The sequence below is a fragment of the Achromobacter xylosoxidans A8 genome (assembly GCF_000165835.1).
Lineage (GTDB): Bacteria > Pseudomonadota > Gammaproteobacteria > Burkholderiales > Burkholderiaceae_B > Achromobacter > Achromobacter xylosoxidans_B.
Genome location: NC_014640.1, coordinates 3,587,527 through 3,612,678 on the forward strand (window position 1 = coordinate 3,587,527; position 25,152 = coordinate 3,612,678).

Genomic DNA, 25,152 nt, shown 5'->3' on the forward strand with positions numbered 1-25,152 from the left:
GGGCTTTACAGGACCAGGATGGCTTCGACTTCGAACTGCGCGCCCTTGGGCAGGCTGGCCACGCCGATGGTGGAGCGCGCCGGGAACGGCTGGGGAATGATCTCGGCCATGATGGCGTTGGCGGCCGTGAACTTGCCCAGGTCGGTCAGGAACAGCGTCAGCTTGACCACGTTGTCCAGCGTGCCGCCGGCGGCCTTGATGACTTCCTGCATGTTGGCGAAAGCCTGACGCACCTGAGCGTCGAAGTTCTCGGAAACCAGATCGCCAGTGCCCGGCTCCAGGCCGATCTGGCCCGAGAGATAGACAGTCTTGGTGCCGCTTACGGCAACCGCTTGCGAGTAAGGGCCTACCGCGGCGGGCGCGGTGTCGGTATGGATGATTTGCTTGCTCATGGGCGGAATCCTTCGAAAGACGGATAGAAGCTACAACTATCGAAGTGTATCGAGCAATAGACTTTTGCGAAAGTGGCTGAACGCCTTAGGGTGGCTGCACGACGGAATATGATCGGCCCGACAAGGCTGAGCCAGCCTGGCGTGATTGCGGCTTCGGTATAATTGGTGGGCTATCCCACGGCTTTTCAAGTGAGGCGTTTGCCATGAAAAATACCAGCCTGCAAGCCAAGGTGGACTATTGGGCAAAGGTGCGCCGTTCCAACTATGCGGCCAGCATGCGCCTGGAAGGCTATCCGGCCACGCCCGCCGACGCGAAGCGCGAACTACCTTCACGCGAAACCGTGTTGCGCGCTCATCGCAAGCCCGCCTGACCTTGGACAAATACGGCACCGGACAGGATCCGTACTGCTACTCCGGCAGCTTCACGTTGCGTAACCGGCTGGACATCCGGGACGATGCGCGGCTCGCGCAGGCTGAGCAGGATCTTTCCGAGATCGCCGTCAGCCAGCTCGAATTTTCCCTGCCTCCCTACGACCTTGCTTACCTGAAGCAGCTCCATCGCGTGCTGTTTCAGGATCTCTACGACTGGGCGGGTGAGCTGCGCACCATCGATATTTCAAAGGGCGGCACGCGCTTCTGCAATACCGCCAGAATCGAGCCCGAGGCCAACAAAATCTTCGCGGCCCTGGCACAGGCCCACTGGCTCATCGATCTGCCGCGTGACGCCCTGATAGCCGCTGTCGCTGTCGCCTATGGCGACCTCAACATGATTCACCCCTTCCGAGAAGGAAACGGCCGCGCCCAGCGCCTCCTGTTCGAGCACCTTATCCTCAATGCGGGCTACGAGATCGGTTGGTGGTCAGTGACGCAAGTGGAATGGGTCGACGCCAACATCGCGGCCGTGATCTGCGACTATGCACCGCTGAAGGCGGTGTTCCAACGCTGCGTTGGCCAGCGGATAGACGGCTAGCGCGGCCCAGGCAAGCCCGGGCTATCTATATCCCCCCGATGCTCCCGCAGCAGGTCATACAAGGCCTGCGCCGCGACCGACAGCGTGCGGCCCTTGCGCCGCACCAGGTAGAGCGGCCGGGTCAGGGCTTTGCCAGCCAGCGGCACGATGCGCAGGTCGGCGCCGCCGAAATGGAACAGCGTCATCGCCGGCACCACCGAGATGCCCAGGCCGGCGCGTACCAGTCCAGTGGCGGTCGCCAGGTGCTCCACCTCGAAGACCGGGGCCGGCGCATCGGCGCCGAGGGCGGCATCAAGATGTTTGCGCACGCTGCTGCCCCGCGCGAGCTGGATCATGGGATAGCGCAGGATGTCGCGCAGCCGGGCCTTGCCCGCGCCCGCCAGCGGATGGTCGGCGCGGCAGACCAGGAAATAGCGGTCCGCATGCAGGAACTCGCTGTCCAGCTCGTTCATGTCCGGCCGCCGCGAAGCCACGGCGAAGTCGACCTGCCCTGCTTGCACCAGGTCCAGGCAGGGATCCAGCAAGGCATCGCGCAAGTCCACCATGATGCCGGGATAGGCCTCGCGAAAACGCGCCAACAGCCCCGGCAGCCAACCTGCGGCGAGCGAGGGCAAGGCCGCTAGCGCTACCCGGCCGCGGCGCCTTGCCGCGTGGTCGCGCAGGTCTTCCATGACCAGATCCATATCGGCCAGCAGCCTGCGCGCGGTCGCGTCCAGCACCTGGCCTTCAACCGTCAGCTCCACATGACGCGTGTTGCGGTCGAACAGGCGCAAGCCCGCACTGTCCTCCAGCTGGCGGATCAGGGCGCTGAAGGCCGGCTGCGTCAGGTGGCAGCGCTGGGCCGCCCGGGTGAAGTGCTTTTCTTCGGCCAACGCCACAAAGGCGCGCAATTGGCGGGCAGACAGATTCATGGCTTTCCTCTATGAATTGATCTGATCTTTCTATTTTACTGATTAGCGGCGGATGCCTATAGTGGGCTCAGACACCTTGATCCTGCACCGCTTCCGTATGCCACTCTCCCCCCTCTACATAGGCTGCGCCTCCGGCTTTTCCGGCGACCGCAGCGACGGCGCCGCCGCCGTGGTGCGCACCCTGATCGCCCGAGGCGGCGGCGTGCTCATCTACGAAACGCTGGCCGAACGCACGCTGGCGTTGGCCCAGCTGGCGCGCAACGCAGACCCGGAGCGCGGCTACGAGCCCTTGCTGGACGAACTGGTCGGACCCGTGCTGGGCGACTGCCTGCGCCACGACATCAGCATCGTCGGCAACTTCGGCGCGGCCAACCCCGCCGCCGCGGCCCGACGCCTTGCCGCGCTCGCCCGGCAGCAAGGCTTGCCGGCGCCACGCATCGCCGTGGTGCACGGCGATGCGCTCACCAGCGATGCGCAGCGGGAATTGCTGCGTCAACGCCTGGGCGGCGCGCTGGACGGTTTGGACGTGGTCAGCGCCACGGCCTACCTGGGCGCCGCCGAGATTGCGGAAGCGCTGGCAGCAGGCGCGCAGGTCGTGGTGGCGGGCCGCGTGTCCGACCCCTCCCTGACATTGGGACCGGCGCTGGCCCACTTCGGCTGGGCCATGGACGATTGGCCGCGCCTGGGCCGCGCCACCATGGCCGGCCATATGCTGGAATGCGGCTTGCAGGTCACCGGCGGCTACTTCTGCGTGCCGGGCCTCAAGGACGTGCCGGACGTGCATGCCGCAGGCTTTCCCATCGCCGAGATCCATGCCGACGGCCAGTTCGTGATCGGCAAGGCAGACGGCACCGGCGGCATGGTCGACGCGCGCACGGTCAAGGAACAACTGCTGTACGAAGTACACGATCCCGCTCGCTACCTGACGCCGGACGTCGTCGCCGACCTGAGCCGCGCCGAAGTGGCGGAGCTGGGCGGCGACCGGGTGGCGCTGCGCGGCATCACCGGCCATGCGCGTCCCGATGAACTCAAGGTCAATGTTTGCTACCACGGTGGCTGGCTGGCCGAGGCCGAGATCTCCTATGCCGGCGTGCAGGCCGAGGCGCGCGCCCGCCTGGCGGCCGACATCGTCCGCAAGCGCCTGGACCCGGCCCTGCGCCTGCGCGCCGACCTGATCGGCGCCATCAGCATCCTGGGCGACGATGCCGGCGAAATGCTGTCCAGCCTGCCCGACGGCCATGGGCGCGACGTGCGCCTGCGCATCGCCGCCGAACATGGCGACCGCAAGCTGGCCGAGAGCGTGCTGCGCGAAGTGAACGCGCTCTATACCTGCGGCCCAGCTGGCGGCGGCGGCGTGCGCACTGCGCTGCGCCCGCGCCTGAACATGATGTCCTGCACCCTGCCGCGCGACGCCGTGCCCAGCGGCTGGACCTTCCTGGAGGAAGCCTCGCAATGAATCCGCCGCTGATCGCGATCCCCTTGTACCGCCTGGCGCACAGCCGCTCCGGCGACAAGGGCGACATCTCCAACCTGAGCCTGATCGCCTGGGACCCGGAATGCTATGAGGCGCTGGCCGCGCAGGTCACCGAAGCCCGCGTCGCTGCCTGGTTCGCTTACCGCAATCCCCGGCGCGTCACGCGCTACACGCTGCCCACGCTGCATGCCATGAACTTCGTGCTGGAAGGCGTACTGGACGGCGGCGTCAACGATGCCCTCAACCTGGACACGCACGGCAAGAGCCTGTCCTTCAGATTGCTGGACATGACGGTCGAGGTCAGCCCGGCGCTGGCCGGCCGGCTGCCAGACATACCCGGCGACCGCCCCGCGGCCGCCTGATTTCAATTCCTATAAAAATCCCACAGGAGACACATATGCGCATCGCTACCAAAGGCCGGCTGGCCTTGCTGCTGGCCGCCGCCCTGCCCTTGAGCGCCATGGCCCAGTTCCCCGCCAAGCCCATTACCTTCATCGTGCCGTTCGCGGCGGGCAGTGCCACCGACCAGATCGGCCGTGCCATCGGCCAGGGCGTCACCGAACAGACCGGCCAGGCCGTCGTGATCGAGAACAAGCCCGGCGCCAGCGCGATGATAGGCGCCGCCGCCGGCGCCCGCGCGGCGCCCGACGGCTACACGGTGCTGATCACCACCAACACCACGCACGCCGCCAACGAACACCTCTACAAGACGCTGACCTACGACCCGGTCAAGGACTACGCACCGCTGACCTTGTTGGGCAAAGGCGGCCAGATCATGGTGGTCAATCCCAGTTCGCAGGCCAAGACCGTCGGCGACTTCCTGGCCCAGGCCAAGCAGTCGCCCGGCAAGCTGAGCTTCGGCAGCGGCAGCTCCAGCAGTCGCATCGCCGGCGAACTGCTGCAGCAGATGGCGGGCGTGCAACTGCTGCACGTGCCGTACAAGAGCAACCCGCTGGCAGTCACCGACCTGTTGGGCGGCCAGATCGACATGATGATCACCGACACGGCTACCGGCCTGCCCCAGGTCAAGTCGGGCAAGCTGCGCGCGCTCGGCGTCACCGGCCAGGCGCGTTCGCCGCTGGCGCCGGACGTCCCCACCATCGCCGAAGCCGGCGTGCCGGGCTATGAAATGGGTTACTGGTTCGCCGCCTATGCGCCGGCCGGCACGCCGCCGGATGTCGTCAAGCGCCTGAACGAGCTGCTGGTCAAGGCCACCGCAAGCGCGCCGGCCAAACAGTTCTATGCGCAAACGGGTACGGACGTGGCCAGCTCCACCCCGGACGAACTCGCGAAGTTCCAGCAGGCCGAGTCGAAGAAATGGGGCGAAATCATCAAGAAGGCAGGCATCCAGCCCGAATAGGCCGGAGGCTCCGAGGTGATGATGTACCGGCGCGCCGCAGCCAGAAACGTCGCCACGGTGTTGCGCAGCGCCAGAAAACACAAAACCCATCGCATCGCTGCGATGGGTTTTGTATTTGGAGCCAGCGCCCGGACTTATTTGTCCACGAATGCGCGCTCGACCACGTAGTCACCCGGCTGTCCCACGCCCGGCGAAACGGTGAAGCCGCGCTTGTCCAGCATGGCGCTGATGTCGGCCAGCATATGGGGGCTGCCGCAGATCATGGCGCGGTCGGTTTCCGGATTGATCTGGGGAATGCCGATGTCTTCGCACAGCTTGCCGTTTTCCATCAGTTCCGTGATTCGGCCCTGGTTGCGGAACGGCTCGCGCGTGACCGTCGGGTAGTACACGAGCTTGTCGCGCACCACGTCGCCGAAGAATTCGTTGTTCGGCAATTCTTTTTCGATGAAGTCGGCATAGGCCAGCTCGCTGACCCAGCGCACGCCATGCACCAGGATGACCTTGTCGAAGCGTTCGTAGATGTCCGGGTCCTTGATGATGCTCATGAAAGGCGCCAGGCCGGTGCCGGTGCCGAACAGGAACAGGTGCTTGCCCGGCTTCAGGTCGTCGACGACCAGCGTGCCCACGGGCTTGCGGCTGACCAGGATGGTGTCGCCTTCCTTCAGATGCTGCAGGCGCGACGTGAGCGGGCCGTTCTGCACCTTGATGCTGAGGAACTCGAGGTTCTCTTCATAGTTGGCGCTGGCGATGCTGTAGGCCCGCAGCAGGGGCTTGCCTTCAACTTCCAGTCCGATCATCACGAAGTGGCCATTGTGGAACCGCAAGGCCGAGTCACGCGTCGTGGTAAAGGAAAACAGGGTGTCGTTCCAGTGGTGCACGCTTAGTACGCGCTCAGTGTTGAAAGCAGCCATGTCGTATCAAATTAGGGCGACCGCCCCGGGCTATGCGCCCGGCTTGTGCCGCTGGGTCATTCCGTGCCGCAAAAAAGACGCGGCCCGGCATTAGGGTTGACCCTATTCTACAGGGTCTCGATGATAACTGCTCTCATTATTCCGTAATACGCTTATGCCGTATTGATGGGGATCAAGGCTGCAGCCTGCCCGACTTACGAATAGTTGAACGCCGCTTTGCTTCCTGTTATCGTCGCGTTCTCATTTGATAATCATTTTCGTTAGCAGACTGTTTTGAGCGGTGGGAAGCCTGGACGCCCGGGAAACCCGCTGCAGCCCTAGCCGGAGCACCTCCTCATGAACAAGCGTCCCCAATTGAATTCGCTGCTGCGCGCCCTGGCGCTGGCCGGCGCCGCCGCCTTCACCGTGTCGGCCAACGCCGCCGAGGAAGTCAGCCTCTACACCACCCGGGAACCCAAGCTGATCCAGCCGCTGCTGGACGCCTTCACCAAGGAAAGCGGCATCAAGGTCAACACGGTCTTCGTCAAGGACGGCCTGCTGGAACGCGTCAAGGCCGAAGGCGCCAAGTCGCCCGCCGACGTGCTGATGACCGTGGACATCGGCAACCTGCTGGACCTGGTCGACGGCGGCGTGACCCAGTCGATCAAATCGCAAACGCTGGAATCCGTCATCCCCCCCAACCTGCGCGGCGCCGATGGCAAGTGGTACGCCCTGTCGCTGCGCGACCGCGTGCTGTACGTGGAAAAGGACCTGAAGCTGGAAGCCTTCCGCTACGAAGACCTGGCCGATCCCAAGTGGAAGGGCAAGGTCTGCATCCGCTCGGGCCAGCATCCCTACAATACCGCGCTGGTCGCCTCCATGATCGCGCATGACGGCGCCGAAGCCACCGAAAAATGGCTGCGCGGCGTCAAGGCCAACCTGGCCCGCAAGGCCGCCGGCGGCGACCGCGACGTGGCCCGCGACATCCTGGGCGGGATCTGCGACATCGGCCTGGCCAATGCCTACTACGTCGGCCACATGAAGAATGCCGAAGCCGGCACCGACGCGCGCAAGTGGGGCGACGCCATCAAGGTCATCCGCCCGACCTTCGCCAACGCCAAGAGCGGCGGCACGCACGTGAACGTCAGCGGCGCGGCCGTTGCCGCCCACGCGCCCAACAAGGCCAACGCGGTCAAGCTGCTGGACTTCCTGGTGTCCGAGCCGGCCCAGGCCCTGTACGCCCAAGCCAACTACGAATACCCCGTCCGCAAGGGCGTGAAGCTGGACCCCGTGATCGCCAGCTTTGGCGAACTGAAGGTGGATCCGCTGCCGCTGACTGAAATCGCCAAGCATCGCAAGCAAGCCAGCGAACTGGTGGACAAGGTCGGTTTCGACAACTGATAAGCCCGTGGAACGCCCCGCTTTGCGGCGCGGCGCAGCCATGTGGCAGTGACACCCGCGCGGGCCGCGCCCAGGCCAGCGCGTAGGGCCTGCTCCCTTTTTTGGAGGGAGCAGGCCTTGCCATTGATGCAATCGACTTTGAAGCATGCACACTGATTCTTTGCCCCGGCCGCTGCGTCTGCGCTGGACTGAACGCGGGGCCGGCTGGCTGGCCGGTGCCGCCCTGATCGCGCTGGCCGTATTGGCGCCCGTCCTGACGCTGGGTTGGTGGGCGCTGGGCGGCGAACTCTCGCACTGGCAGCATCTGGCCAACTATGTGCTGCCGCAGGCGCTGGCCAATACCGCCGTGCTGCTGGCCGGCGTGGGCGTGCTGGTCACCCTGCTGGGTACGGGCGCGGCCTGGCTGGTCACCGCCTACGACTTCCCTACCCGCCGCGTGCTGACCTGGGCGCTCTTGCTGCCGCTGGCGGTGCCGACCTACATCATCGCCTTCGCCTATCTGGACCTGCTGCACCCGATAGGCCCGATACAGAGCGGCATCCGCGCAGTGCTGGGCTACGACAGCCCGCGCCAGTTCCGCCTGCCGGACCTGCGTTCGATCTACGGCGCGATCTTCGTGCTGGGTTTCGTGCTGTATCCCTATGTGTACCTGAGCACCCGCGTCATGTTCATGACGCAGGCCGCGAGCCTGCTGGAAGCGGCCCGCACGCTGGGCGCCGGACGCGTCGCCGTGTTCTTCCGCGTGGCCCTGCCCCTGGCCCGGCCCGCCATCGTGGTGGGCGTGAGCCTGGCGCTGCTGGAAACGCTGAACGATATCGGCGCCTCCGAATTCCTGGGCGTGCAGACGCTGACCGTGTCGGTCTACACCACCTGGGTCACGCGTTCCGACCTGGCGGGCGCGGCCCAGATCGCGCTGACCATGCTGGCGATCGTGATCGGGCTGATCCTGCTGGAACGCCATGGCCGCAAGCGCCAACGCTACGCCAACACGCAGCGCATGCGGCCCATGCAGCCGCGCCGCCTGCGCGGCGCCGCCGGGGCCATTGCGGCAATGCTGGGGTGGATCCCGGTGCTGGTGGGCTTCGTCGCGCCTGCCCTCTACCTGATCGTGGAAACCTACAAACGCCTGCACCTGGTGGGCGGCGTGTCGCACCAATTGATCAACGGACTTTCCAACACGCTGATCGTGGCCTTCAGCGCCACCATCGTCACCCTGCTATGCGGCCTGATCGTGGCCTGGGCCGGGCGCACCCTGCGCGAAAGCTCGGGCTTCAATCCCGGCCGCGCCTGCGCGCGCATTGCCAGCCTGGGCTATGCGGTGCCCGGCACGGTGCTGGCCATCGGCCTGCTCACGCCCTTCGTCTGGATCGATACCGCGGTCGCCAAGGTGTTCGGCGGCACCGGCCTGTTCCTGATGGGGTCCATGGGCGCGCTGGTCTGCGCCTACGCGATCCGCTTCCTGGCGATTTCGACCGGGGCGCTGGAAGCCGGCCTGGCCCGCATCCCGCCGTCGCTGGAACAGGCTTCGCGCCTGCTGGGCGAAAGTTCGGCCGGCACGCTGCGCCGCGTCCATCTGCCGCTCTTGCGCCCGGCGCTGGCGGCCAGCGCCCTGCTGGTGTTCGTGGACGCCATGAAGGAACTACCCGCGACGCTGCTGCTGCGACCCATGAATTTCGACACGCTGGCCACCTGGCTATACGCGGAAGCTGCCCGCGGCACCTATGAAGAAGGCGCCGTCGCGGCCCTGGCCATCGTGCTGGCCGGCCTGTTCCCCGTCATCCTGCTGGCGCGCACCAATCTGAAAATGGGACATTGATCATCGTGCCCGATCTCTTAGAACTCGATCACCTTTCTCTCGCCTACGACACCCCGGCGGGCCTCAAGCCCGTGGTGCAGGACCTGACGCTGGGCCTGCCCGTCGGACATATCGGCTGCCTGCTGGGTGAATCCGGCTGCGGCAAGACCACCGTGCTGCGCGCCATTGCCGGCTTCGAGCCGGTGCGGGCCGGACGCATCCTGCTGGACGGCACGGTCATTTCTTCGCCCACCGTGCAGGTGGCGCCCGAGCATCGCCGCGTGGGCATGATGTTCCAGGACTATGCGCTGTTTCCGCACTTGTCGGTAGCGCTGAACGTGGCCTTCGGCCTGCGCAAGCTGGCGCGCCCGGAGCGCGCGCGCCGCGTCGAAGAGATGCTGGAACTGGTGGGTCTGGCGCATGCCGCCAACAGCTATCCCCACGAGATTTCCGGCGGCCAGCAACAGCGCGTGGCGCTGGCGCGCGCGCTGGCGCCCTCGCCCGACCTGCTGCTGCTGGACGAGCCGTTCTCGAACCTGGACGTGGACACGCGCGAACGCCTGGCCTTCGAAGTGCGCGACATCCTCAAGACCACCGGCCACACGGCCATCCTGGTGACGCACAACCAGGCCGAAGCCTTCGCCATCGCGGACCGCATCGGCGTCATGTCCCAGGGCAGCATCGCGCAGTGGGATACGCCCTATAACCTGCACCATCATCCCGCCAGCGACTTCGTGCGCGATTTCATCCGCCGCGAAGCGCTGGAAGAGCGGCGCGAGCAGGCCTACGCCCGCGGCCGCTGATTCTGCGCCGGCCGCTCAGTCGGCCGACAGCTTCACCTTCTGCGACAAGGCCTTGAAGGCCTCGTGCTGGCTTTGGGTCAGGCGTTCCACTTCCTGCGGCGTGGAACCGTAGGGCATGAAGCCGGCCTGCTCCAGCTTGGTCTTCACTTCCGGCAAGGCCAGCGCCCATTGGAAGGCTTCGCTCAGGGTCCGGGTCACTTCCGGCGACATCTTCGCCGGGCCATAGACCGCGAACCAGGGATCGACCACGGCGGCTTCATAGCCCAGCTCGGCCAGCGTCGGCACATCCGGCAAGGCCGGCGCGCGCTTGCTGCCGGTCACCGCCAACGCATGCACCTTGCCCGCCTTGATATGCGGCAGCGACGCCGGCAGATTGTCGAACATCACCGGCAGATGGCCGCCCAGCAAGTCGTTCAGGCCCTGCGCGCTGCCCTTGTAAGGGATGTGCTGCATGCCGGCGCCGGTCAGCTGGTCGAACATCACGCCCGCCAGGTGCATGGAGGTGCCGGTGCCGGGCGTGCCGAACGAGGTGCCCGGATGCTGCTTGGCGTAGGCCACCAGATCCTTGACGCTATCCACCTTCAAGGCCGGACCGACTTCCAGCACCACGGTGGACGCGCCCAGCATGCTGACGCCCGTGAAATCCTTGGTGGGATCGAACGGCATGGACGGGTAGACGAAGGGATTCAGGGCGTTCGTGGAAATCGCGCCGAAGCCGATGGTGTAGCCGTCGGGCGCAGCCTTGGCCACCGCGTCCATGCCAATATTGCCGCCTGCTCCGGGACGGTTCTCAACGATGACCGGCTGGCCCAGCTTTTCAGCCACTTTCTGGCCGGCCGTGCGCGCCACCAGGTCGGTGGTGCCGCCTGCCGTGTAGGGCACGATGAAGGTGATGGGCTTGGCCGGATAGCCGGCGGCAAGCGCGGCCGATGCGCCCTGGATCAGCGCCAGCGCGGCCAGGCCGCGCAGCGCGTTGAATGTATAGCGATGCATGATGTCTCCATCCCGGTTTGTTGTTGGGTCGGGAGGCGCATCATACCGCCGGCCGCGCCACGCTTGCGCGGCCGGTGTGCGTGCAACTTCAGGCGCGCGGCTCGGGCAGCGGGATGTACTCGGTCTCGTCGCCCGGCACGATCTGGTCGAAGCGGTTGCGCTGCCAGTCCTGCTTGGCCTGCTCAATGCGGTCCTTGTTGCTGGAAACGAAGTTCCACCACACGAAGCGCGGGCCGTCCAGGGGTTCGCCGCCGATCACGGCAAAGCGCGCCGCGGTCTTGGCGCGGATCTGCACGGGCCGACCGGGCGCGAACACGACCAGGCGGCCGCTTTCGAACTCCTGGCCGTCGATCTCGACCGTGCCTTGGGCCAGATAGGCGGCGCGCTCTTCGTGCTCGGCCGGCAGCACCGTGGTCGCGCCGGCCTGCAATTGCAGGTCGCCGTAAAACAGCGGCGACAGCGTCTTCACCGAGGACGTCTTGCCGAACAGCGAACCCGCCACCACCTGGGCGCGCACGCCTTCGCCTTCGACGACCGGCTGTGCATCCAGCCCGTAGTGGGTGAAGCCCGGATCGGTCTCTTCATGCTCCTTGGGCAACCCGACCCAGATCTGCAGGCCACAGAGGCGCTGCGCGCCCTGGCGGCTTTCGGGCGAGGAACGTTCCGAGTGCACGATGCCGCGGCCGGCCGTCATCCAGTTGACCTCGCCGGGCAGGATGGTCTGAGTGTTGCCCGCGCCGTCGCGGTGCACCATGGACCCTTCGTACAGGTAGGTCACGGTGGACAGGCCGATATGGGGATGCGGGCGCACGTCTATGCCGGTACCGGGCGCAAACTCGACCGGCCCCATGTGATCCAGGAAGACGAACGGCCCGACGGTGCGGCGCTGCGCGGACGGGATGGCGCGGCGCACGGAAAAGCCGCCCAGGTCGCTGGTGCGCGGCACCACGACGGATTCAATCTGGCTTTCGCCGGCTTCGGACAAGGTGGACATGATCAGACTCTCCGGGTTGTAGGGCCAATGGCCATCTTAAGGCCTGCCGCTTGCATGGAAAAACAGCGGCGGGCGGGCTTCATCAGCCCGCCCGCCCAGGGGCTTTACGCCAGGTCGAACACCAGGACTTCGGCATTCTTGCCGCCCGAGAGCTCCACGAGGGTCTCGTCGGTGATGGCCAGAGCATCGCCAGCCGAAAGCTCGACGCCGTTGACCGTCAGGCTGCCACGGGCCACGTGCACCCAGGCGCGGCGGCCAGCGGCCAGTTCCAGCGCGGCGGACTCGTCGCCATCGAACAGGCCGCCGTACAGCCGCGCGTCCTGATGGATCTTCATCGAACCGTCAGCGCCATCCGGCGACACCAGGGCCTGCAACCGGCCGCGCTTCTGCTCGTCGCTGAAGCTGCGCTCTTCGTACTCCGGCGCGATGCCGGCGACGTCGGGCTCGATCCAGATCTGCAGCATGTGCGTTTCGCGGTCCGACAGCGGGTTGAACTCCGAGTGCATCACCCCGCGGCCGGCGCTCATGCGCTGCACGTTGCCGGGCTGGATGGTCGAGCCGCTGCCCATGCTGTCCTTGTGGGCGATCGCGCCGTCCAGCACATAGGTGATGATTTCCATGTCGCGGTGGCCGTGCGTGCCGAAGCCGCGGCCGGCCGCGATGCGGTCGTCATTGATCACGCGCAGGGCGCCGAAGCCCATGTGGGCCGGGTCGTAGTAGTTGGCAAAGGAAAAGGTGTGAAACGAGTCCAGCCATCCATGGTTGGCGTGACCCCGTTCAGCAGCGCGGCGAGTGGTAAGCATTGCGGACTCCTATTTCAATAATGTGAATGGTTGTGCAGCCTGCCTTTCGTCACCTCCTTTCGGAGCGAAACCGCTGCACCACCGGCATGAGTGATATTGTGCGCGTGCGCCCCCGCCTGTTTGGCGCTATATTTTGACGGAACCATTCAAATTTTTTGAATACTCATTCCAGGCACATCCATGCAAGCCATCACCCCCGAACTGCTGATCCTGGTGGACGCCATCGCGCGCCACGGCAGCTTTGCCAAGGCGGCCCGTGAACTGGGCAAGGTGCCCTCGGCGGTGACCTACTCCATCCGCAAACTGGAAGACGGGCTGGACGTGCTGCTGTTCGACCGCTCGGGCCACCGCGCGCTGCTGACGCCGGCAGGCGAAACGCTGCTGAAGGAAGGCCGCCACGTGCTGCAGTCGCTGGACGACCTGGCCTGCCGCGTCAAGCGCATCGCCACGGGCTGGGAAGTGGAACTGCGCATCGCGGTCAGCGCGGTGCTGCCGTGGCGGCCGTTGTACGACCTGATCGAGGAGTTCCAGGCGCTGGGCAGCGCCACCACGCTGCGCTTTTCCAGCGAGGTGCTGAGTGGCAACTGGGACGCGTTGACTTCCGGGCGGGCCGATCTGGTCATCGGCGCGGGCGCCGCCGGCGAACCCACCGGCCCGTACCGCTCGCAAGCCATGGGGCAATCGCAATTCGGCTTCTGCGTGGCCGCGCACCATCCGCTGGCGTCCCTGCCGCAGCCCCTGAGCCGTGCGGACATCACGCGCTACTGCGCGGTAGTGGTGGCGGATACGTCCCGCAACCTGGCGCCGCAGACGCGCGGCATCCTGGCCGAACAGCCCACGCTGGTCATGCCCACCATGCAAGCGAAGATAGACGCCCAGGTGCGCGGCCTGGGCTGCGGCTACCTGCCGCTGACGCTGGCCGCGCCCTATCTGGCGCAAGGATTGCTGGTGGTATGCGAGACGGACGAAGGCATGTCCCTGACGGAACACCTGACCTACGCCTGGCGCTCCGAGCCCCCCGGCGAAGCCTTGAAATGGTGGCTGCAGAAACTGAAGTCGCCGCGCCTGTGCGAGAGCCTGCTGGGGATGGGGTAAGGCGCGCGGCCGCGCGCCCTACTCGTCCTCGATACCCAGCTCGCGCAGCTTGCGCGTGATGGTGTTGCGGCCTATGCCCAGGCGCGAAGCCGCTTCCACGCGGCGGCCGCGACTGGCGTCCAGCGCGCTTTGCAGCAGGATTTTCTCGAACTGGCGCGTCAGCGTGGCCATGACCGCGGGCTCGCCACGCTCCAGCCGGTACTGCGCGTCGCGCACCAGGGAATCCTGCCAGTTGCGCGATGAGTCATCACCCGCCGGCGCCGCGGCCTGCACCACGGCACCCACGCCGGCCATGGGCGCGGCGGGACGGGCAAGCGCCGGACCTGGCTGTTGCTGATGCTCCATGGCGCGGATTTCCGGCGGCAGGTCGGCGCGCTCCACCGTCTGGCCGGGCGCCATTACCGTCAGCCAGTGACAGAAGTTCTCCAACTGGCGCACGTTGCCCGGAAAATCGAACTTGGACAGCACGGCCAGGGCTTCCGGCGTCAGGCGCTTGACCGGCACCCCCAGCGCGCGGGCGCTGGCCGTCAGGAAGTGGCCGGCCAGGGCCGGGATGTCCTCGACCCGTTCGCGCAAAGGCGGCAGGCGCAGCCGGATCACATTCAGGCGATGGAACAGGTCCTCGCGGAACAGGCCCTGCTCCACGCGCTGCTCCAGCGGCTGGTGGGTAGCAGCAACGATGCGCACGTCGACGCGCACCGGCTGCGCACCGCCGACGCGGTAGAAGCTGCCTTCGGCCAGCACGCGCAACAGGCGCGTCTGCAATTCGATCGGCATGTCGCCGATTTCGTCCAGGAACAGGGTGCCGCCGTGCGCTTCCTCGAAGCGGCCACGGCGCAGGTTGTTGGCGCCGGTGAACGCGCCGCGCTCATGGCCGAACAGCTCGGCCTCCAGCAGGTCGCGCGGGATGGCTGCCGCGTTCAGCGCCACAAAGGGGCCGCCGGCGCGCACGCCATGGCCATGTAGGGCGCGCGCCACCAGTTCCTTACCGGTGCCGGACTCGCCCGTGATCAGCACGGTGACCTTGGATTGGGCCAGCCGGCCTATCGCCCGGAACACTTCCTGCATGGCGGTGGACGAGGATTGCGTCATCATCCAGCGTTCGTTGTTCTGCGCCGACTCCCCCTGCCCTTCAGGCCCTTCGGGCTGGGCGGACTCCTGCATGGCGCGCTGGATCAGCGCCACCGCCTCGTTCACATCGAAAGGCTTGGCCAGGTAATCAAAAGCGCCGCCCTGGAAGGCGGACACGGTGCTGTCCAGGTCCGCGAACGCAGTCATCACGATCACGGGCAGGCCGGGATGGCGTTCCTTCAGCTGGCGCAGCAGTTCCAGGCCATTGCCGCCCGGCATGCGGATATCGGAAACCAGCGCGGCTGGCGTATCCGCGGCCGGCTTGTCGCGCGACAACGCGTCCAGCACGTCGGCCGATTGGGAAAAGCTGCGGGTGGGCACCCCGGCGCGCGCCAGGGCTTTTTCCAGGACCCAGCGGATGGCCTGGTCATCGTCGACGATCCATACGGGTTTCATCAGAGTGCAGGCTCCATCGGAAGGACCAGGCGGAACTCGGTGCGGCCGGGCCGGGATTCAAATTCGATGATGCCGCCGTGCTGCTGCACGAAGTCCTGCGCCAGGCTCAGGCCTAGGCCGGTGCCTCCGGCGCGGGCCGTGACCAGCGGATGGAAAATGCGGTCGCGGATCTGGTCCGGCACGCCGGGACCGTTGTCGATGATGGACAGCTCCAACGCCAGGCGGTGCTGCCGGTGGGCCAGCATCACCTGGCGCGCCACGCGCGTGCGCAGCGTAATCACGCCGGGTTCGGTCTGCGGTCCCTGCGGCCGCGCCACCAGTTCTTGCGCGGCATTGCGGGCCACATTCAGGACGGCCTGCATCAGGCGGGCGGCGTCGCCCTTCAGGTCCGGCACCGAGGCGTCGTAGTCGCGCAGCAGCGTGACGTCGTTGCGGAACTCGGCCTGGATCAGCGCGCAGACGCGCTCGCAGATTTCATGGATATTGACCGGCCGCGCGTTCAGCGGCACACGTTGCGGGCCGCTCAGGCGGTCCACCAGCGCCTGCAGGCGGTCGGCTTCGGAAATGATGACCTGGGTGTACTCGGCCAGGGCCGCGCTGGGTAGCTCGGCTTCGAGCAGTTGCGCGGCGCCGCGCAGGCCGCCCAGGGGATTCTTGACTTCATGCGCCAGATTGCGCAGCAGTTCGCGGTGGGCCTCGATCTCGTCAACCAGCCGGTGGTTGCGGTCGGCCAGCACGCGTTGCTCGATCTCGCGGGTTTCTATCAGCACGGGCCAGCGCTGGCCCGTCAGTCCGACGGTCGTGACGGAGACTTCCACGGATTCGGCGGCGCGGCGCAACGAGGCCAGTTGCCTGACGTCGGCGTAGCGTCCGGCAGCGGCGCGGTCGATGGAGGATTGGATGTTTTCCGGACTGTCGAACAGCGTGGCGGCGGATTGGCCGCCCAGTTGCTTGCGCGAGCGGCCGAACAGGTCTTCGGCGGCCGCATTGGCGTATTCGATATGACCGCGTGCGTTGACCAGGAAAACGGACGTGGCTAGCAAATCGAGAGCTTCTACATTCATTTTCTACATACCCGAATGTGAGGGGACGGCGGAACGCGACGGCCGCGCCGGAAGCCGGCGCCCTGCCCGCCAGGCGCAGCGCCTGGCGGGTAGCACGTCGAACCGCGATCTGGCGGTGCGCTTGCTGCGGGCCCTGGTTTCTGCCTGCAGCATCGCGCCACCTCCAGCTACTGCCTCAAGCCATCAGAGGCTGTAGTACATGTCGAACTCGACCGGGTGCGGCGTCATGCGCAGACGGTTCACGTCGCCCATCTTGAGTTCGATGTAGGCGTTGAGCATGTCGTTGCTGAACACGCCGCCGCGGGTCAGGAACTCGCGGTCGTTGTCCAGGGCTTCCAGCGCTTGCTCCAGCGATGCGCAGACGGTCGGGATCTTGGCGTCTTCTTCCGGCGGCAGGTCGTACAGGTTCTTGTCGGCGGGATCGCCGGGGTGGATCTTGTTCTGCACGCCGTCCAGGCCGGCCATCATCAGGGCCGAGAAGGCCAGGTACGGGTTGGCCAGGGGGTCCGGGAAACGCGCTTCGACGCGGCGGCCCTTGGGGTTGCCGACGTACGGAATGCGGATCGAGGCCGAACGGTTGCGGGCCGAGTAGGCCAGCTTCACGGGCGCTTCGTAGTGCGGAACCAGGCGCTTGTACGAGTTGGTGCCGGGGTTGGTGATGGCGTTCAGCGCGCGGGCGTGCTTGATGATGCCGCCGATGTAGTACAGCGCGAATTCCGACAGGCCGGCGTAGCCGTTGCCCGCGAACAGGTTCTGGCCGTCCTTCCAGATGGACTGGTGGACGTGCATGCCGGAGCCGTTGTCGCCGACGATGGGCTTGGGCATGAACGTGGCGGTCTTGCCGTAAGCGTGGGCCACGTTGTGGATCACGTACTTGACGATCTGCGTCCAGTCGGCGCGCTGCACCAGGGTGCTGAACTTGGTGCCGATTTCGAGCTGGCCGGCGCCGGCCACTTCATGGTGGTGCACTTCGACCGGCACGCCCATCTGTTCCATCAGCAGGCACATTTCCGAACGCATATCCTGGAAGGAATCGACCGGAGGCACGGGGAAGTAGCCGCCCTTGACGGTGGGACGGTGACCAGTATTGCCGCCTTCGAATTCCAGGCCCGAGGACCAGGGCGCTTCTTCCGACTTGATCTTGACGAAGGTACCGGACATGTCGCTGTTCCAGGTCACGCCGTCAAAGACGAAGAATTCGGGTTCCGGACCGAAGTAGGCGGTGTCGCCCAGGCCGGAGGACTTCAGGTAGGCTTCGGCGCGCTTGGCCAGCGAACGCGGGTCGCGGTCATAGCCCTTCAGATCGGAGGGTTCGACCACGTCGCACGACAGGATCAGGGTCGGTTCTTCGCGGAACGGATCCAGGTTGGCGGTGGACATGTCGGGGATGAGCAGCATGTCGGAGGCTTCGATGCCCTTCCAGCCCGGGATCGACGAACCGTCGAAGGCCTGCCCGCTTTCCAGCTTGTCTTCGTCGATCTGGCTGACCGGCACGGAGATGTGGTGTTCGCGGCCAATCGTATCGGTAAAGCGGAAATCCACGAATTTGACTTCGTTGTCGGCGATCTGTTTCAGGACGTCTTTCGGGCTTGCCATGTCATCTCCATTAGATAAAAAGGTCGAGGGCTATACCCGTCGACTGGCATAAAAGAGGGAAGCAATAAGCGTGCCAGGTTTTACCCCCGGGATTCCCCGGGGAAGGCAGCTGGGTCACGGGAAAATGTAGCACCATAATGGTGCAAATAGTGGGGCACGTCAGCCCCACTATGGTGCATGCACGCTACAGGAACATTTCCTGCAGGTCGTTGAGGAATCTCCAGCCCAGCGGGGTCGCGCGCAGACGGGTCGGATCGGCATCCAGCAGCCCGCGCTTGGAGGCCGCCTCCAATTGGTGCGCGATGGCGGCCAGCGACAGGCCCGTGCGTTCGTTGAAGGCAGTGGCGGCGACGCCGTCCTTCAGGCGCAGGGCATTCAGCATGAACTCGAACGGCAGTTCGTCCGGGCCGACCTGGCGGCTTTCGGCAATGTGGCTGCCGTCGCGCGCCATGGCTGCCTGCATCCAGGAGTCCGGACTGCGCAGCCGCGCCTCGCGCAGGATGCGGTCATGGAAGGACAGCTTGCCGTGCGCGCCCGGCCCCAGGCCCAGGTAGTCGCCGAACTCCCAGTAATTCAGGTTGTGCCGGCAGCGCGCGCCGGGCTTGGCATAGGCCGAGACCTCATAGCGGGCCAGGCCGGCTGCCGCCAGTTCGGCTTCCACCGCGTCCTGCATGGCGGCGCTGGTGTCGTCGTCGGGCAGGTCCTCGGGCGGGAACTTGGCGAAGACAGTGTTGGGCTCCATCGTCAGGTGATAGAGCGACAGATGCTCCGTGCCGAAAGCCACGGCTTGCCGCAGGTCGGCCACACAGGCCTCCAGGGTCTGGCCGGGCAAGGCGAACATCATGTCCAGGTTCACGCGCGAGACGGCGCGCTGCGCCATCTCGATCGCCGCCCTCGCCTGCGCGCTGTCATGGATGCGGCCCAGCTTCTTCAGTTGCGCATCGTCAAAACTCTGGATGCCCAGCGAGAACCGCGTCACGCCGCTGGCGGCATAGTCGCGGAAGCGCCCGGCCTCGGCCGTGCCGGGATTGGCTTCCATCGTGATCTCGGCGTCGGGCCACAAGTTCAGACAGGCGCGCAGCATGGCCAGCAGTTCGTCCAGCCCCTCGGACGACAGCAGGCTGGGCGTGCCCCCGCCGATGAAAACCGACACCACCTGCCGCCCCCAGATGGAAGGCAGCGCCTGTTCCAGGTCGCTGCGCAGGGCATCCAGATAGGCGCGCTCGGGGATCTCGCCCGGCGCCGCGTGCGAGTTGAAGTCGCAATAAGGGCATTTGCGCACGCACCAGGGCACGTGCACGTAGACCGACAGCGGCGGCAGGCTGGACAACGTGGCGCCGGCCGGCAGCTTCAGGCGCGACGGCTGCGCGCCCATGTCGTTGCGGATGGGAATGATGATGGACATGCGTAATTCCTGGACCGGGCGCCACGCGGCGCCCTCGTCAAGCCTGGCTCAGCTTGCTCAATAGTTCGCGCAGGGCGCGGGCACGGTGGCTCAGCCGGTTCTTTTCCTCGGGATCCAGGGCTGCGGCGGTCAGGGCCTGGTCGGGCAGGTAGAAATGCGGGTCGTAGCCGAAGCCGTTGGCGCCTTCGGGCTGGTCGATGATCTCGCCGTGCCACAGGCCTTCGCCTATCAGGGGCCGCGGGTCGTTCTCGGCGCGCACCAGCGCCAACACCGCCACGTACCAGGCGCTGCGGTCCGCCACGCCGGCCAGCTTGCGCACCAGCAGTTCGTTATTGGCCTGGTCGGATTTTTCGCCGCCATGCATCTTGGCATAGCGCGCCGAATACACGCCAGGCGCGCCGCCCAGCGCCGCCACGCACAAGCCGGAATCGTCGGCCAGCGCGGGCAGCCCGGTCAGCCGGCTGGCATGGCGGGCCTTGGCCAGCGCGTTCTCGACGAAGGTGACGTGCGGCTCTTCGGCTTCAGGCACGCCCAGTTCGCCTTGGGGCACCAGCTCCATGCCCAGAGGCGCGAACAAGGCGGAGAACTCGCGCAGCTTGCCGGGATTGTTGGAGGCCAGCACGACGCGGCGCAGGGAATCGGGAATCTTGGGAGCGGTCATGGGCAAATTGTATAGGGCGCGGGTCCGATGCGCCGCCGCCGGGCGGGATGCCCCCGCCCGCTCGAAGGATATGCCTTCGGCCGGGGTTGACAGTGATACGTACCCTAATTGAAGATGGCGCGCCCGTCGTCGACGCAACAACGCCGACATATTTTCTTGTCAATATGATCAAACTTGTCACTGATAGTATCTGAACGCACCGGCGATGGACCCCATTCACGCTTTGCCCCGGCCGGTAGCGGCCCGCGCGCCCTCATCTTCCCAGGACAGCGCGTCAGCGCACATGAGCCTGGCCGGCATCCTGCGCGAACGGCTGTTGCGCCCGCGCTTCCAGCCCGTGGTCGACCTTTCGCACAGCCGCATCTACGGCCATGAAAGCCTGATCCGCGGCCCGGCCGACACCGCCCTGCACTTTCCCGACGCGCTGTTTGCCGAGGCCCGCCGCCAGGGCCTGCATCCGCAACTGGAACTGGCCAGCTTCCGCGCCGGCGCCCAGGGCTTTCATCAGCACGACGCCGCCGGCATGCTGTTCCTGAACCTTTCCGGCTCGGCGCTGCTGCACTACTGGACCCTGTGGGGCGAAGAAATGCCCCAACGCCTGCTCAAGAACTGCTCGCTCGCGCCGTCCAGCATCATCGTCGAACTCACCGAACAGGATCCGCTGTCCGAACACATGGCGGAGCTGTCCAGCGCCTTCGCCTGCCTGCGCGAACACGGCATGCGCGTTGCGCTGGACGACTACGGCGTGGGCAACTCCAATCTGCAGCTCTGGGCCGAGATGCAGCCGGACCTGGTCAAGATAGACCGCTATTTCTTCGACGGCATCGGCCAGGACGAGCGCAAGCAGAACATGGTGCGCGCCATCCTGAAGGTGGCGCAGCACCTGGGCACCACCATCGTCGCCGAAGGCATCGAAACCGCCGAGGACCTGGCCGTGGTGCGCGAACTGGACATCCGCTACGCGCAAGGCTGGCTGCTGGGCCGGCCGGAAGAAATGCTGCTGACCGAGCTGGCGCCGCCGCTGCGCGATTCGCTGCGGCAGCGGGCGCCAGCGGCCGCGCTGCAACGCGGCATCGGCGGCACCGCCGCCAGCCTGCGGGTCGAAGCACCCGCGGTGCAATTGAGCGGGCACACCAACGACGACGTGCACCGGCTGTTCATCGAACACAAGGAGATGCACGCGGTGGCCGTGGTGGACGACGACAACCGCCCGGTCGGCATCATCAACCGCCGCGACTTCTCGGAACACTACGCCCAGCGCTATACGCGCGAACTGTTCGGACGCGACGCCTGCTCCACCTTCATGAACGCGGAGCCGGTGCTGGTGGACCTGAACGTATCCATCGACCAGTTGAGCCATGTGCTGATTTCCGAGGACCAGCGCTACCTGATGGACGGGCTGATCATCACGCACGAAGGCCGCTACGACGGCCTGGCCACGGGCGAAACGCTGGTGCGCTCGGTTACCGAAATGCGCATCGAGGCGGCGCGCTACGCCAATCCGCTGACCTCCCTGCCCGGCAACATCCCCATCAGCCGGCACATCGCTACGCTGCTGGAAGATGCGGATGACTTCACCATCTGCTACGGCGACCTGAACAACTTCAAGCCCTTCAACGACGTCTACGGCTATTGGCGCGGCGACGACATGATCATGCTGACCGCCGACGTCATCAAGCGCCATTGCGACCCGCAACGCGACTTCGTCGGCCATGTGGGCGGCGACGATTTCGTGGTGCTGCTGCGCAGCCCCGATTGGATGGCGCGCGCCCAGCGCATCATCGCCGAATTCAACGAGCGCGCGATGGACCTGTACGACGACGAGGGCCGCCGCAACGGCGGGATCGAAGCCGAGGACCGCTACGGCGTGCCCCGCTTCTTTCCCTTCGTGACGCTGGGCGTCGGCGCCCTCACCGTCACGCCCTCGCTATGCGAGCGCATCCGCCCTGAGGACATCGCGTCGGCCGCCGCTCATGTCAAGCACAAGGTCAAGCACGGGAACCTGTCGCTGGTGGCCGAGCGCTACACCGGCGGCATCCTGCCGCAGCTCGACAGCTAAGCCCTGCCCAGCCGCGCCACCGGCCGGCTGGGCGATCTGGAACACCGCCACCGCCCTGCGCAAGCCCTGCGCCTGCGCTTCCAAGGCAGCCGCCGCAGCCGCCGTCTGTTCCACCATGGCGGCATTCTCCTGCGTCGAGCGCTCGATGTCCGCCACCGCGTGGTTCACCGAGGCGATGCCGGCGGCCTGCTCTGCCGTGGCGCTGGAAATCTCGGCCACGATCTGCGTCACCCGGTCCACCGACTGCACCATGTCGCGCATGGTGTCGCCCGCCAGGCTGACCTGGCGCACCCCCGCCTGCACGCGCGCCGCGGAGTCCTCGATCAGGCCCTTGATCTCCTTGGCCGCCTGCGCGCTGCGCTGGGCCAGCGAGCGCACCTCGCCCGCCACCACCGCAAAGCCCTTGCCCTGCTCGCCCGCGCGCGCTGCTTCCACGGCGGCGTTCAGCGCCAGAATATTGGTTTGAAAGGCGATGCTGTCGACCACGCCGACGATCTCGCCGATGCGGCGCGCGCTCTCGGCAATGCCCTGCATGCTCTGCACCACTTCTTCGACCGCCGCGCCGCCGCGCTGCGCCAGCTGGGTCGCGCCCAGCGCCTGGCGGCTGGCCAGGTCGGCGTTGCCAGCGGTCAGCTGCACCGTGTGCGCCAGCTGCATCATGTTGGCCGACGCTTCCTGCAGCGAGCCCGCCTGGCGCGCGGTGCGGTCCGACATGTCCGCCCCGCCCGCGGCGATCTCGCCCGAGCCGGTATGGATTTCCTCGACGCCGTGGCGCACCGAGGCCACGGCCGCCGACAGCCCTTTCTGCATGCGCCGCATGGCGCTATACAGGACGCCAATCTCGTTGTCGCCGCGCATGGCGATCGCGCCCGTCAGGTCGCCGTCGGCGATGCGGTCGAAATGCGCGCCGGCCTCGTTCAGCGGCCGCAGGATGCCGCGGCGGAACGCCAGCCGGATCAGCACGGCCAGCAGCAACACCAGGGCCAGCACGCCGGCCGCCACCGCGATCACCCGCTGCAGCGTGAGGCTGGCGCTGGCCACCGCCGCCTGGCCCTGGTCGCGGGCATAGGTCTGGTAGGCGTCGGCCTGCTTGACGTAGGCGGCGCCGCTGCCCGGCAGCACCTTGTCCACCAGGCGGTTCACCTCGATGCCGTTCCAGCCCTTGATGGCCGCATGCATGGGCGCCAGCGTCTTGTCCGCGAAGGCGGCATAGGCGGCCAGCACCGCGTCGAACAACGGCGCGCCCTCGGCGCTGGCGTCGGGGTTGGCGCGCAGGCGCGCCAGGCTGGCCGCCGCCTGCTTGAATAGCGTCTCAGCGTGCGCCAGGGACTCGTTGCGCGCCTCTTCCAGGCCGCCTTCCATTGCCGTCTTGGCATCCGTCAGCGCGGCGCGCGCCTGGAACAGCCGGCTGCTCATGTCGGCCAGGTCGCCGGCCCGTTCGATGCTGCCCCGGCCCAACGCTTCAATGTCCGCGCGGTTGTCCCGCAGCACCGAGATTCCGGCCGCCGCCGCCAGCGCGAACAGCACCACGAACAACGCAAGAATGGCCGACACCGCCGTCGTGACCCTGATGTTTTTCCGCATATCAGTCCATACAAAACCTGCCGCCAGCGGCGGCGTTCACAGGGATTATGGACATCCAGTTTGGCAATTTCTTGACACAACCCCGGCGCCGGGATGACAAACTCCCGTCACGAAACCGAACCCCGTATTAAGCAATTGTGAATTGGCAGGGCCCGCGGCTTGCGGCACATTCAATGCTGTAACGATCCATCACCCATATAGAAAACAGCAACATGCCCAACGCCTCCCACGCCTATCAGGACATCCGCGAAGCCGTGCGCGACCTCTGCGCCCAGTTCCCCTCCGAATATTTCCGCAAGGTCGACGAAGAACGCGGCTACCCCGAAGCCTTCGTCCGCGCGCTGACCGAGGCCGGCTGGCTGGCTGCGCTGATCCCGCAGGAATACGGCGGCTCCGGCCTGGGCCTGACCGAAGCCTCGGTCATCATGGAAGAAATCAACCGCAGCGGCGGCAACTCCGGCGCCTGCCACGGCCAGATGTACAACATGGGCACGCTGCTGCGCCACGGCTCCGAAGCCCAGAAGCGCGAATACCTGCCGCGCATCGCCGCCGGCGAGCTGCGCCTGCAATCGATGGGCGTGACCGAACCCACCACCGGCACCGACACCACCAAGATCAAGACCACCGCCGTCAAGCGCGGCGACCGCTACGTCATCAACGGCCAGAAGGTCTGGATCTCGCGCGTGCAGCACTCGGACCTGATGATCCTGCTGGCGCGCACCACGCCGCTGGACCAAGTCACGCGCAAGTCGGAAGGCATGTCGATCTTCCTGGTGGACCTGCATCACGCCGTCAAGCACGGCATGGCTATCCGCCCGATCCCCAACATGGTCAACCACGAGACCAACGAGCTGTTCTTCGACAACCTGGAAATCCCCGAAGAAAATCTGATCGGCGAGGAAGGCAAGGGTTTCAAGTACATCCTGGACGGGCTGAACGCCGAACGCACCCTGATCGCCGCCGAGTGCATCGGCGACGGCTACTGGTTCGTGGACAAGGTCACCGCCTACGCCAAGGAGCGCATGGTGTTCGGCCGCCCCATCGGCCAGAACCAGGGCGTGCAGTTCCCCATCGCCCGCGCCCACATCAACGTCGAAGCCGCCAGCCTGATGCGTTACGAAGCCTGCCGCCTGTTCGACGCCCATGAGCCCTGCGGCGCTCAGGCCAACATGGCCAAGCTGCTGGCCGCCGACGCGTCCTGGGAGGCCGCCAACGCCTGCCTGCAATTCCACGGCGGCTTCGGCTTCGCCACGGAATATGATGTGGAGCGCAAGTTCCGCGAAACCCGCCTGTATCAGGTTGCGCCGATCTCGACCAACCTGATCCTGTCCTACGTGGCCGAACACATCCTAGGCCTGCCCCGTTCCTTCTGACC

Annotated in this window: 22 protein-coding genes and 1 pseudogene; 11 read left to right on the plus strand and 12 right to left on the minus strand. The window is 66.3% G+C overall.

What is annotated here, in order from left to right; translation table 11 throughout:
- Positions 1 to 5: 5 nt before the first annotated feature.
- On the minus strand, positions 6 to 392 hold the full coding sequence (locus AXYL_RS16535; protein ID WP_013393965.1) for a Rid family detoxifying hydrolase: 387 nt from the start codon (positions 390 to 392) through the stop codon (positions 6 to 8).
- Between the two features lie 203 nt (positions 393 to 595).
- Here AXYL_RS16535 and AXYL_RS34350 point away from each other — a divergent pair, with 203 nt between their 5' ends.
- Both AXYL_RS34350 and AXYL_RS16540 read left to right on the plus strand, forming a co-directional pair.
- Positions 596 to 763, plus strand: coding sequence for a YhfG family protein (locus AXYL_RS34350; protein WP_013393966.1), 168 nt, complete (start codon positions 596 to 598; stop codon positions 761 to 763).
- Positions 764 to 765: 2 nt separating this feature from the next.
- Positions 766 to 1,362, plus strand: a complete 597-nt coding sequence (locus tag AXYL_RS16540) for a putative adenosine monophosphate-protein transferase Fic (protein ID WP_013393967.1) — start codon at positions 766 to 768, stop codon at positions 1,360 to 1,362.
- On the opposite strand, the gene AXYL_RS16545 is transcribed toward AXYL_RS16540, so the two are convergent.
- Positions 1,359 to 2,273 carry a LysR family transcriptional regulator gene (locus AXYL_RS16545; RefSeq protein ID WP_013393968.1) on the minus strand — a complete coding sequence of 305 codons (915 nt, stop codon included), beginning with the start codon at positions 2,271 to 2,273 and terminating at the stop codon, positions 1,359 to 1,361. The genes AXYL_RS16540 and AXYL_RS16545 overlap by 4 nt on opposite strands.
- 97 nt (positions 2,274 to 2,370) lie before the next feature.
- Here AXYL_RS16545 and AXYL_RS16550 point away from each other — a divergent pair, with 97 nt between their 5' ends.
- From AXYL_RS16550 to AXYL_RS16560, 3 genes are read left to right on the plus strand one after another with little or no spacing between them, the layout of a single operon-like run.
- Entirely contained in the window at positions 2,371 to 3,729 is a 1,359-nt protein-coding gene (locus tag AXYL_RS16550; protein WP_041655665.1) for an acyclic terpene utilization AtuA family protein, read from the plus strand.
- The gene (locus AXYL_RS16555; RefSeq protein WP_013393970.1) at positions 3,726 to 4,109 is read left to right on the plus strand and encodes a hypothetical protein; all 384 of its coding nucleotides are present in this window, start codon (positions 3,726 to 3,728) and stop codon (positions 4,107 to 4,109) included. The genes AXYL_RS16550 and AXYL_RS16555 overlap by 4 nt, the downstream gene beginning before the upstream one ends.
- Before the next feature lie 35 nt (positions 4,110 to 4,144).
- Positions 4,145 to 5,107: a Bug family tripartite tricarboxylate transporter substrate binding protein gene (locus AXYL_RS16560; RefSeq protein ID WP_013393971.1), complete on the plus strand. Its 963-nt coding sequence runs from the start codon at positions 4,145 to 4,147 to the stop codon at positions 5,105 to 5,107.
- A 134-nt stretch (positions 5,108 to 5,241) separates the two neighbouring features.
- Here AXYL_RS16560 and AXYL_RS16565 read toward each other — a convergent pair whose 3' ends face one another.
- Positions 5,242 to 6,018, minus strand: a complete 777-nt coding sequence (locus AXYL_RS16565; RefSeq protein ID WP_013393972.1) for a ferredoxin--NADP reductase — start codon at positions 6,016 to 6,018, stop codon at positions 5,242 to 5,244.
- A 336-nt stretch (positions 6,019 to 6,354) separates the two neighbouring features.
- Between AXYL_RS16565 and AXYL_RS16570 the strand changes: the two genes are divergently transcribed.
- The 3 genes from AXYL_RS16570 to AXYL_RS16580 all read left to right on the plus strand — a co-directional run bounded on the left by AXYL_RS16570 (position 6,355) and on the right by AXYL_RS16580 (position 9,996).
- Positions 6,355 to 7,398 carry a Fe(3+) ABC transporter substrate-binding protein gene (locus AXYL_RS16570; protein ID WP_013393973.1) on the plus strand — a complete coding sequence of 348 codons (1,044 nt, stop codon included), beginning with the start codon at positions 6,355 to 6,357 and terminating at the stop codon, positions 7,396 to 7,398.
- A 145-nt stretch (positions 7,399 to 7,543) separates the two neighbouring features.
- Positions 7,544 to 9,214 (plus strand): ABC transporter permease, encoded by a 1,671-nt coding sequence (locus AXYL_RS16575; RefSeq protein ID WP_013393974.1) that lies wholly within the window; start codon positions 7,544 to 7,546, stop codon positions 9,212 to 9,214.
- 5 nt (positions 9,215 to 9,219) lie between these two features.
- On the plus strand, positions 9,220 to 9,996 hold the full coding sequence (locus tag AXYL_RS16580; protein WP_041655668.1) for an ABC transporter ATP-binding protein: 777 nt from the start codon (positions 9,220 to 9,222) through the stop codon (positions 9,994 to 9,996).
- Positions 9,997 to 10,011: 15 nt separating this feature from the next.
- Here the strand turns inward: AXYL_RS16580 and AXYL_RS16585 are convergent, their stop codons facing one another.
- The 3 genes from AXYL_RS16585 to AXYL_RS16595 form a co-directional block, all read right to left on the minus strand.
- Entirely contained in the window at positions 10,012 to 10,989 is a 978-nt protein-coding gene (locus AXYL_RS16585) for a Bug family tripartite tricarboxylate transporter substrate binding protein (RefSeq protein ID WP_013393976.1), read from the minus strand.
- Between the two features lie 88 nt (positions 10,990 to 11,077).
- A complete protein-coding gene (locus AXYL_RS16590; protein ID WP_013393977.1) occupies positions 11,078 to 11,983 on the minus strand; it encodes a pirin family protein in 906 nt (301 codons plus the stop codon).
- A gap of 104 nt (positions 11,984 to 12,087) precedes the next feature.
- The gene (locus AXYL_RS16595; RefSeq protein ID WP_013393978.1) at positions 12,088 to 12,786 is read right to left on the minus strand and encodes a pirin family protein; all 699 of its coding nucleotides are present in this window, start codon (positions 12,784 to 12,786) and stop codon (positions 12,088 to 12,090) included.
- 180 nt (positions 12,787 to 12,966) lie between these two features.
- On the opposite strand from AXYL_RS16595, the gene AXYL_RS16600 reads away from it, so the two are divergent.
- A complete protein-coding gene (locus tag AXYL_RS16600; RefSeq protein ID WP_013393979.1) occupies positions 12,967 to 13,881 on the plus strand; it encodes a LysR family transcriptional regulator in 915 nt (304 codons plus the stop codon).
- 18 nt (positions 13,882 to 13,899) lie between these two features.
- On the opposite strand, the gene ntrC is transcribed toward AXYL_RS16600, so the two are convergent.
- From ntrC to rdgB, 5 genes are all read right to left on the minus strand, one after another.
- Entirely contained in the window at positions 13,900 to 15,408 is a 1,509-nt protein-coding gene (ntrC, locus tag AXYL_RS16605) for a nitrogen regulation protein NR(I) (RefSeq protein ID WP_013393980.1), read from the minus strand.
- Positions 15,408 to 16,472 (minus strand): nitrogen regulation protein NR(II), encoded by a 1,065-nt coding sequence (glnL, locus tag AXYL_RS16610; protein WP_013393981.1) that lies wholly within the window; start codon positions 16,470 to 16,472, stop codon positions 15,408 to 15,410. The genes ntrC and glnL overlap by 1 nt, the downstream gene beginning before the upstream one ends.
- A 183-nt stretch (positions 16,473 to 16,655) precedes the next feature.
- Positions 16,656 to 18,068 carry a type I glutamate--ammonia ligase gene (glnA, locus tag AXYL_RS16615; RefSeq protein WP_013393982.1) on the minus strand — a complete coding sequence of 471 codons (1,413 nt, stop codon included), beginning with the start codon at positions 18,066 to 18,068 and terminating at the stop codon, positions 16,656 to 16,658.
- Positions 18,069 to 18,252: 184 nt separating this feature from the next.
- Positions 18,253 to 19,473, minus strand: coding sequence for a radical SAM family heme chaperone HemW (gene hemW / locus AXYL_RS16620; RefSeq protein ID WP_013393983.1), 1,221 nt, complete (start codon positions 19,471 to 19,473; stop codon positions 18,253 to 18,255).
- 37 nt (positions 19,474 to 19,510) lie between these two features.
- A complete protein-coding gene (gene rdgB, locus AXYL_RS16625) occupies positions 19,511 to 20,134 on the minus strand; it encodes an RdgB/HAM1 family non-canonical purine NTP pyrophosphatase (protein WP_013393984.1) in 624 nt (207 codons plus the stop codon).
- Positions 20,135 to 20,417: 283 nt separating this feature from the next.
- Here rdgB and AXYL_RS16630 point away from each other — a divergent pair, with 283 nt between their 5' ends.
- A complete protein-coding gene (locus AXYL_RS16630; protein ID WP_013393985.1) occupies positions 20,418 to 22,193 on the plus strand; it encodes an EAL domain-containing protein in 1,776 nt (591 codons plus the stop codon).
- A 198-nt stretch (positions 22,194 to 22,391) separates the two neighbouring features.
- On the opposite strand, the pseudogene AXYL_RS34355 reads toward AXYL_RS16630, so the two are convergent.
- Positions 22,392 to 23,777, minus strand: a pseudogene (locus AXYL_RS34355) (methyl-accepting chemotaxis protein); the annotation flags it as partial.
- A 212-nt stretch (positions 23,778 to 23,989) separates the two neighbouring features.
- On the opposite strand from AXYL_RS34355, the gene AXYL_RS16635 reads away from it, so the two are divergent.
- Positions 23,990 to 25,150 carry an acyl-CoA dehydrogenase family protein gene (locus AXYL_RS16635; protein WP_013393987.1) on the plus strand — a complete coding sequence of 387 codons (1,161 nt, stop codon included), beginning with the start codon at positions 23,990 to 23,992 and terminating at the stop codon, positions 25,148 to 25,150.
- Positions 25,151 to 25,152: the final 2 nt, after the last annotated feature.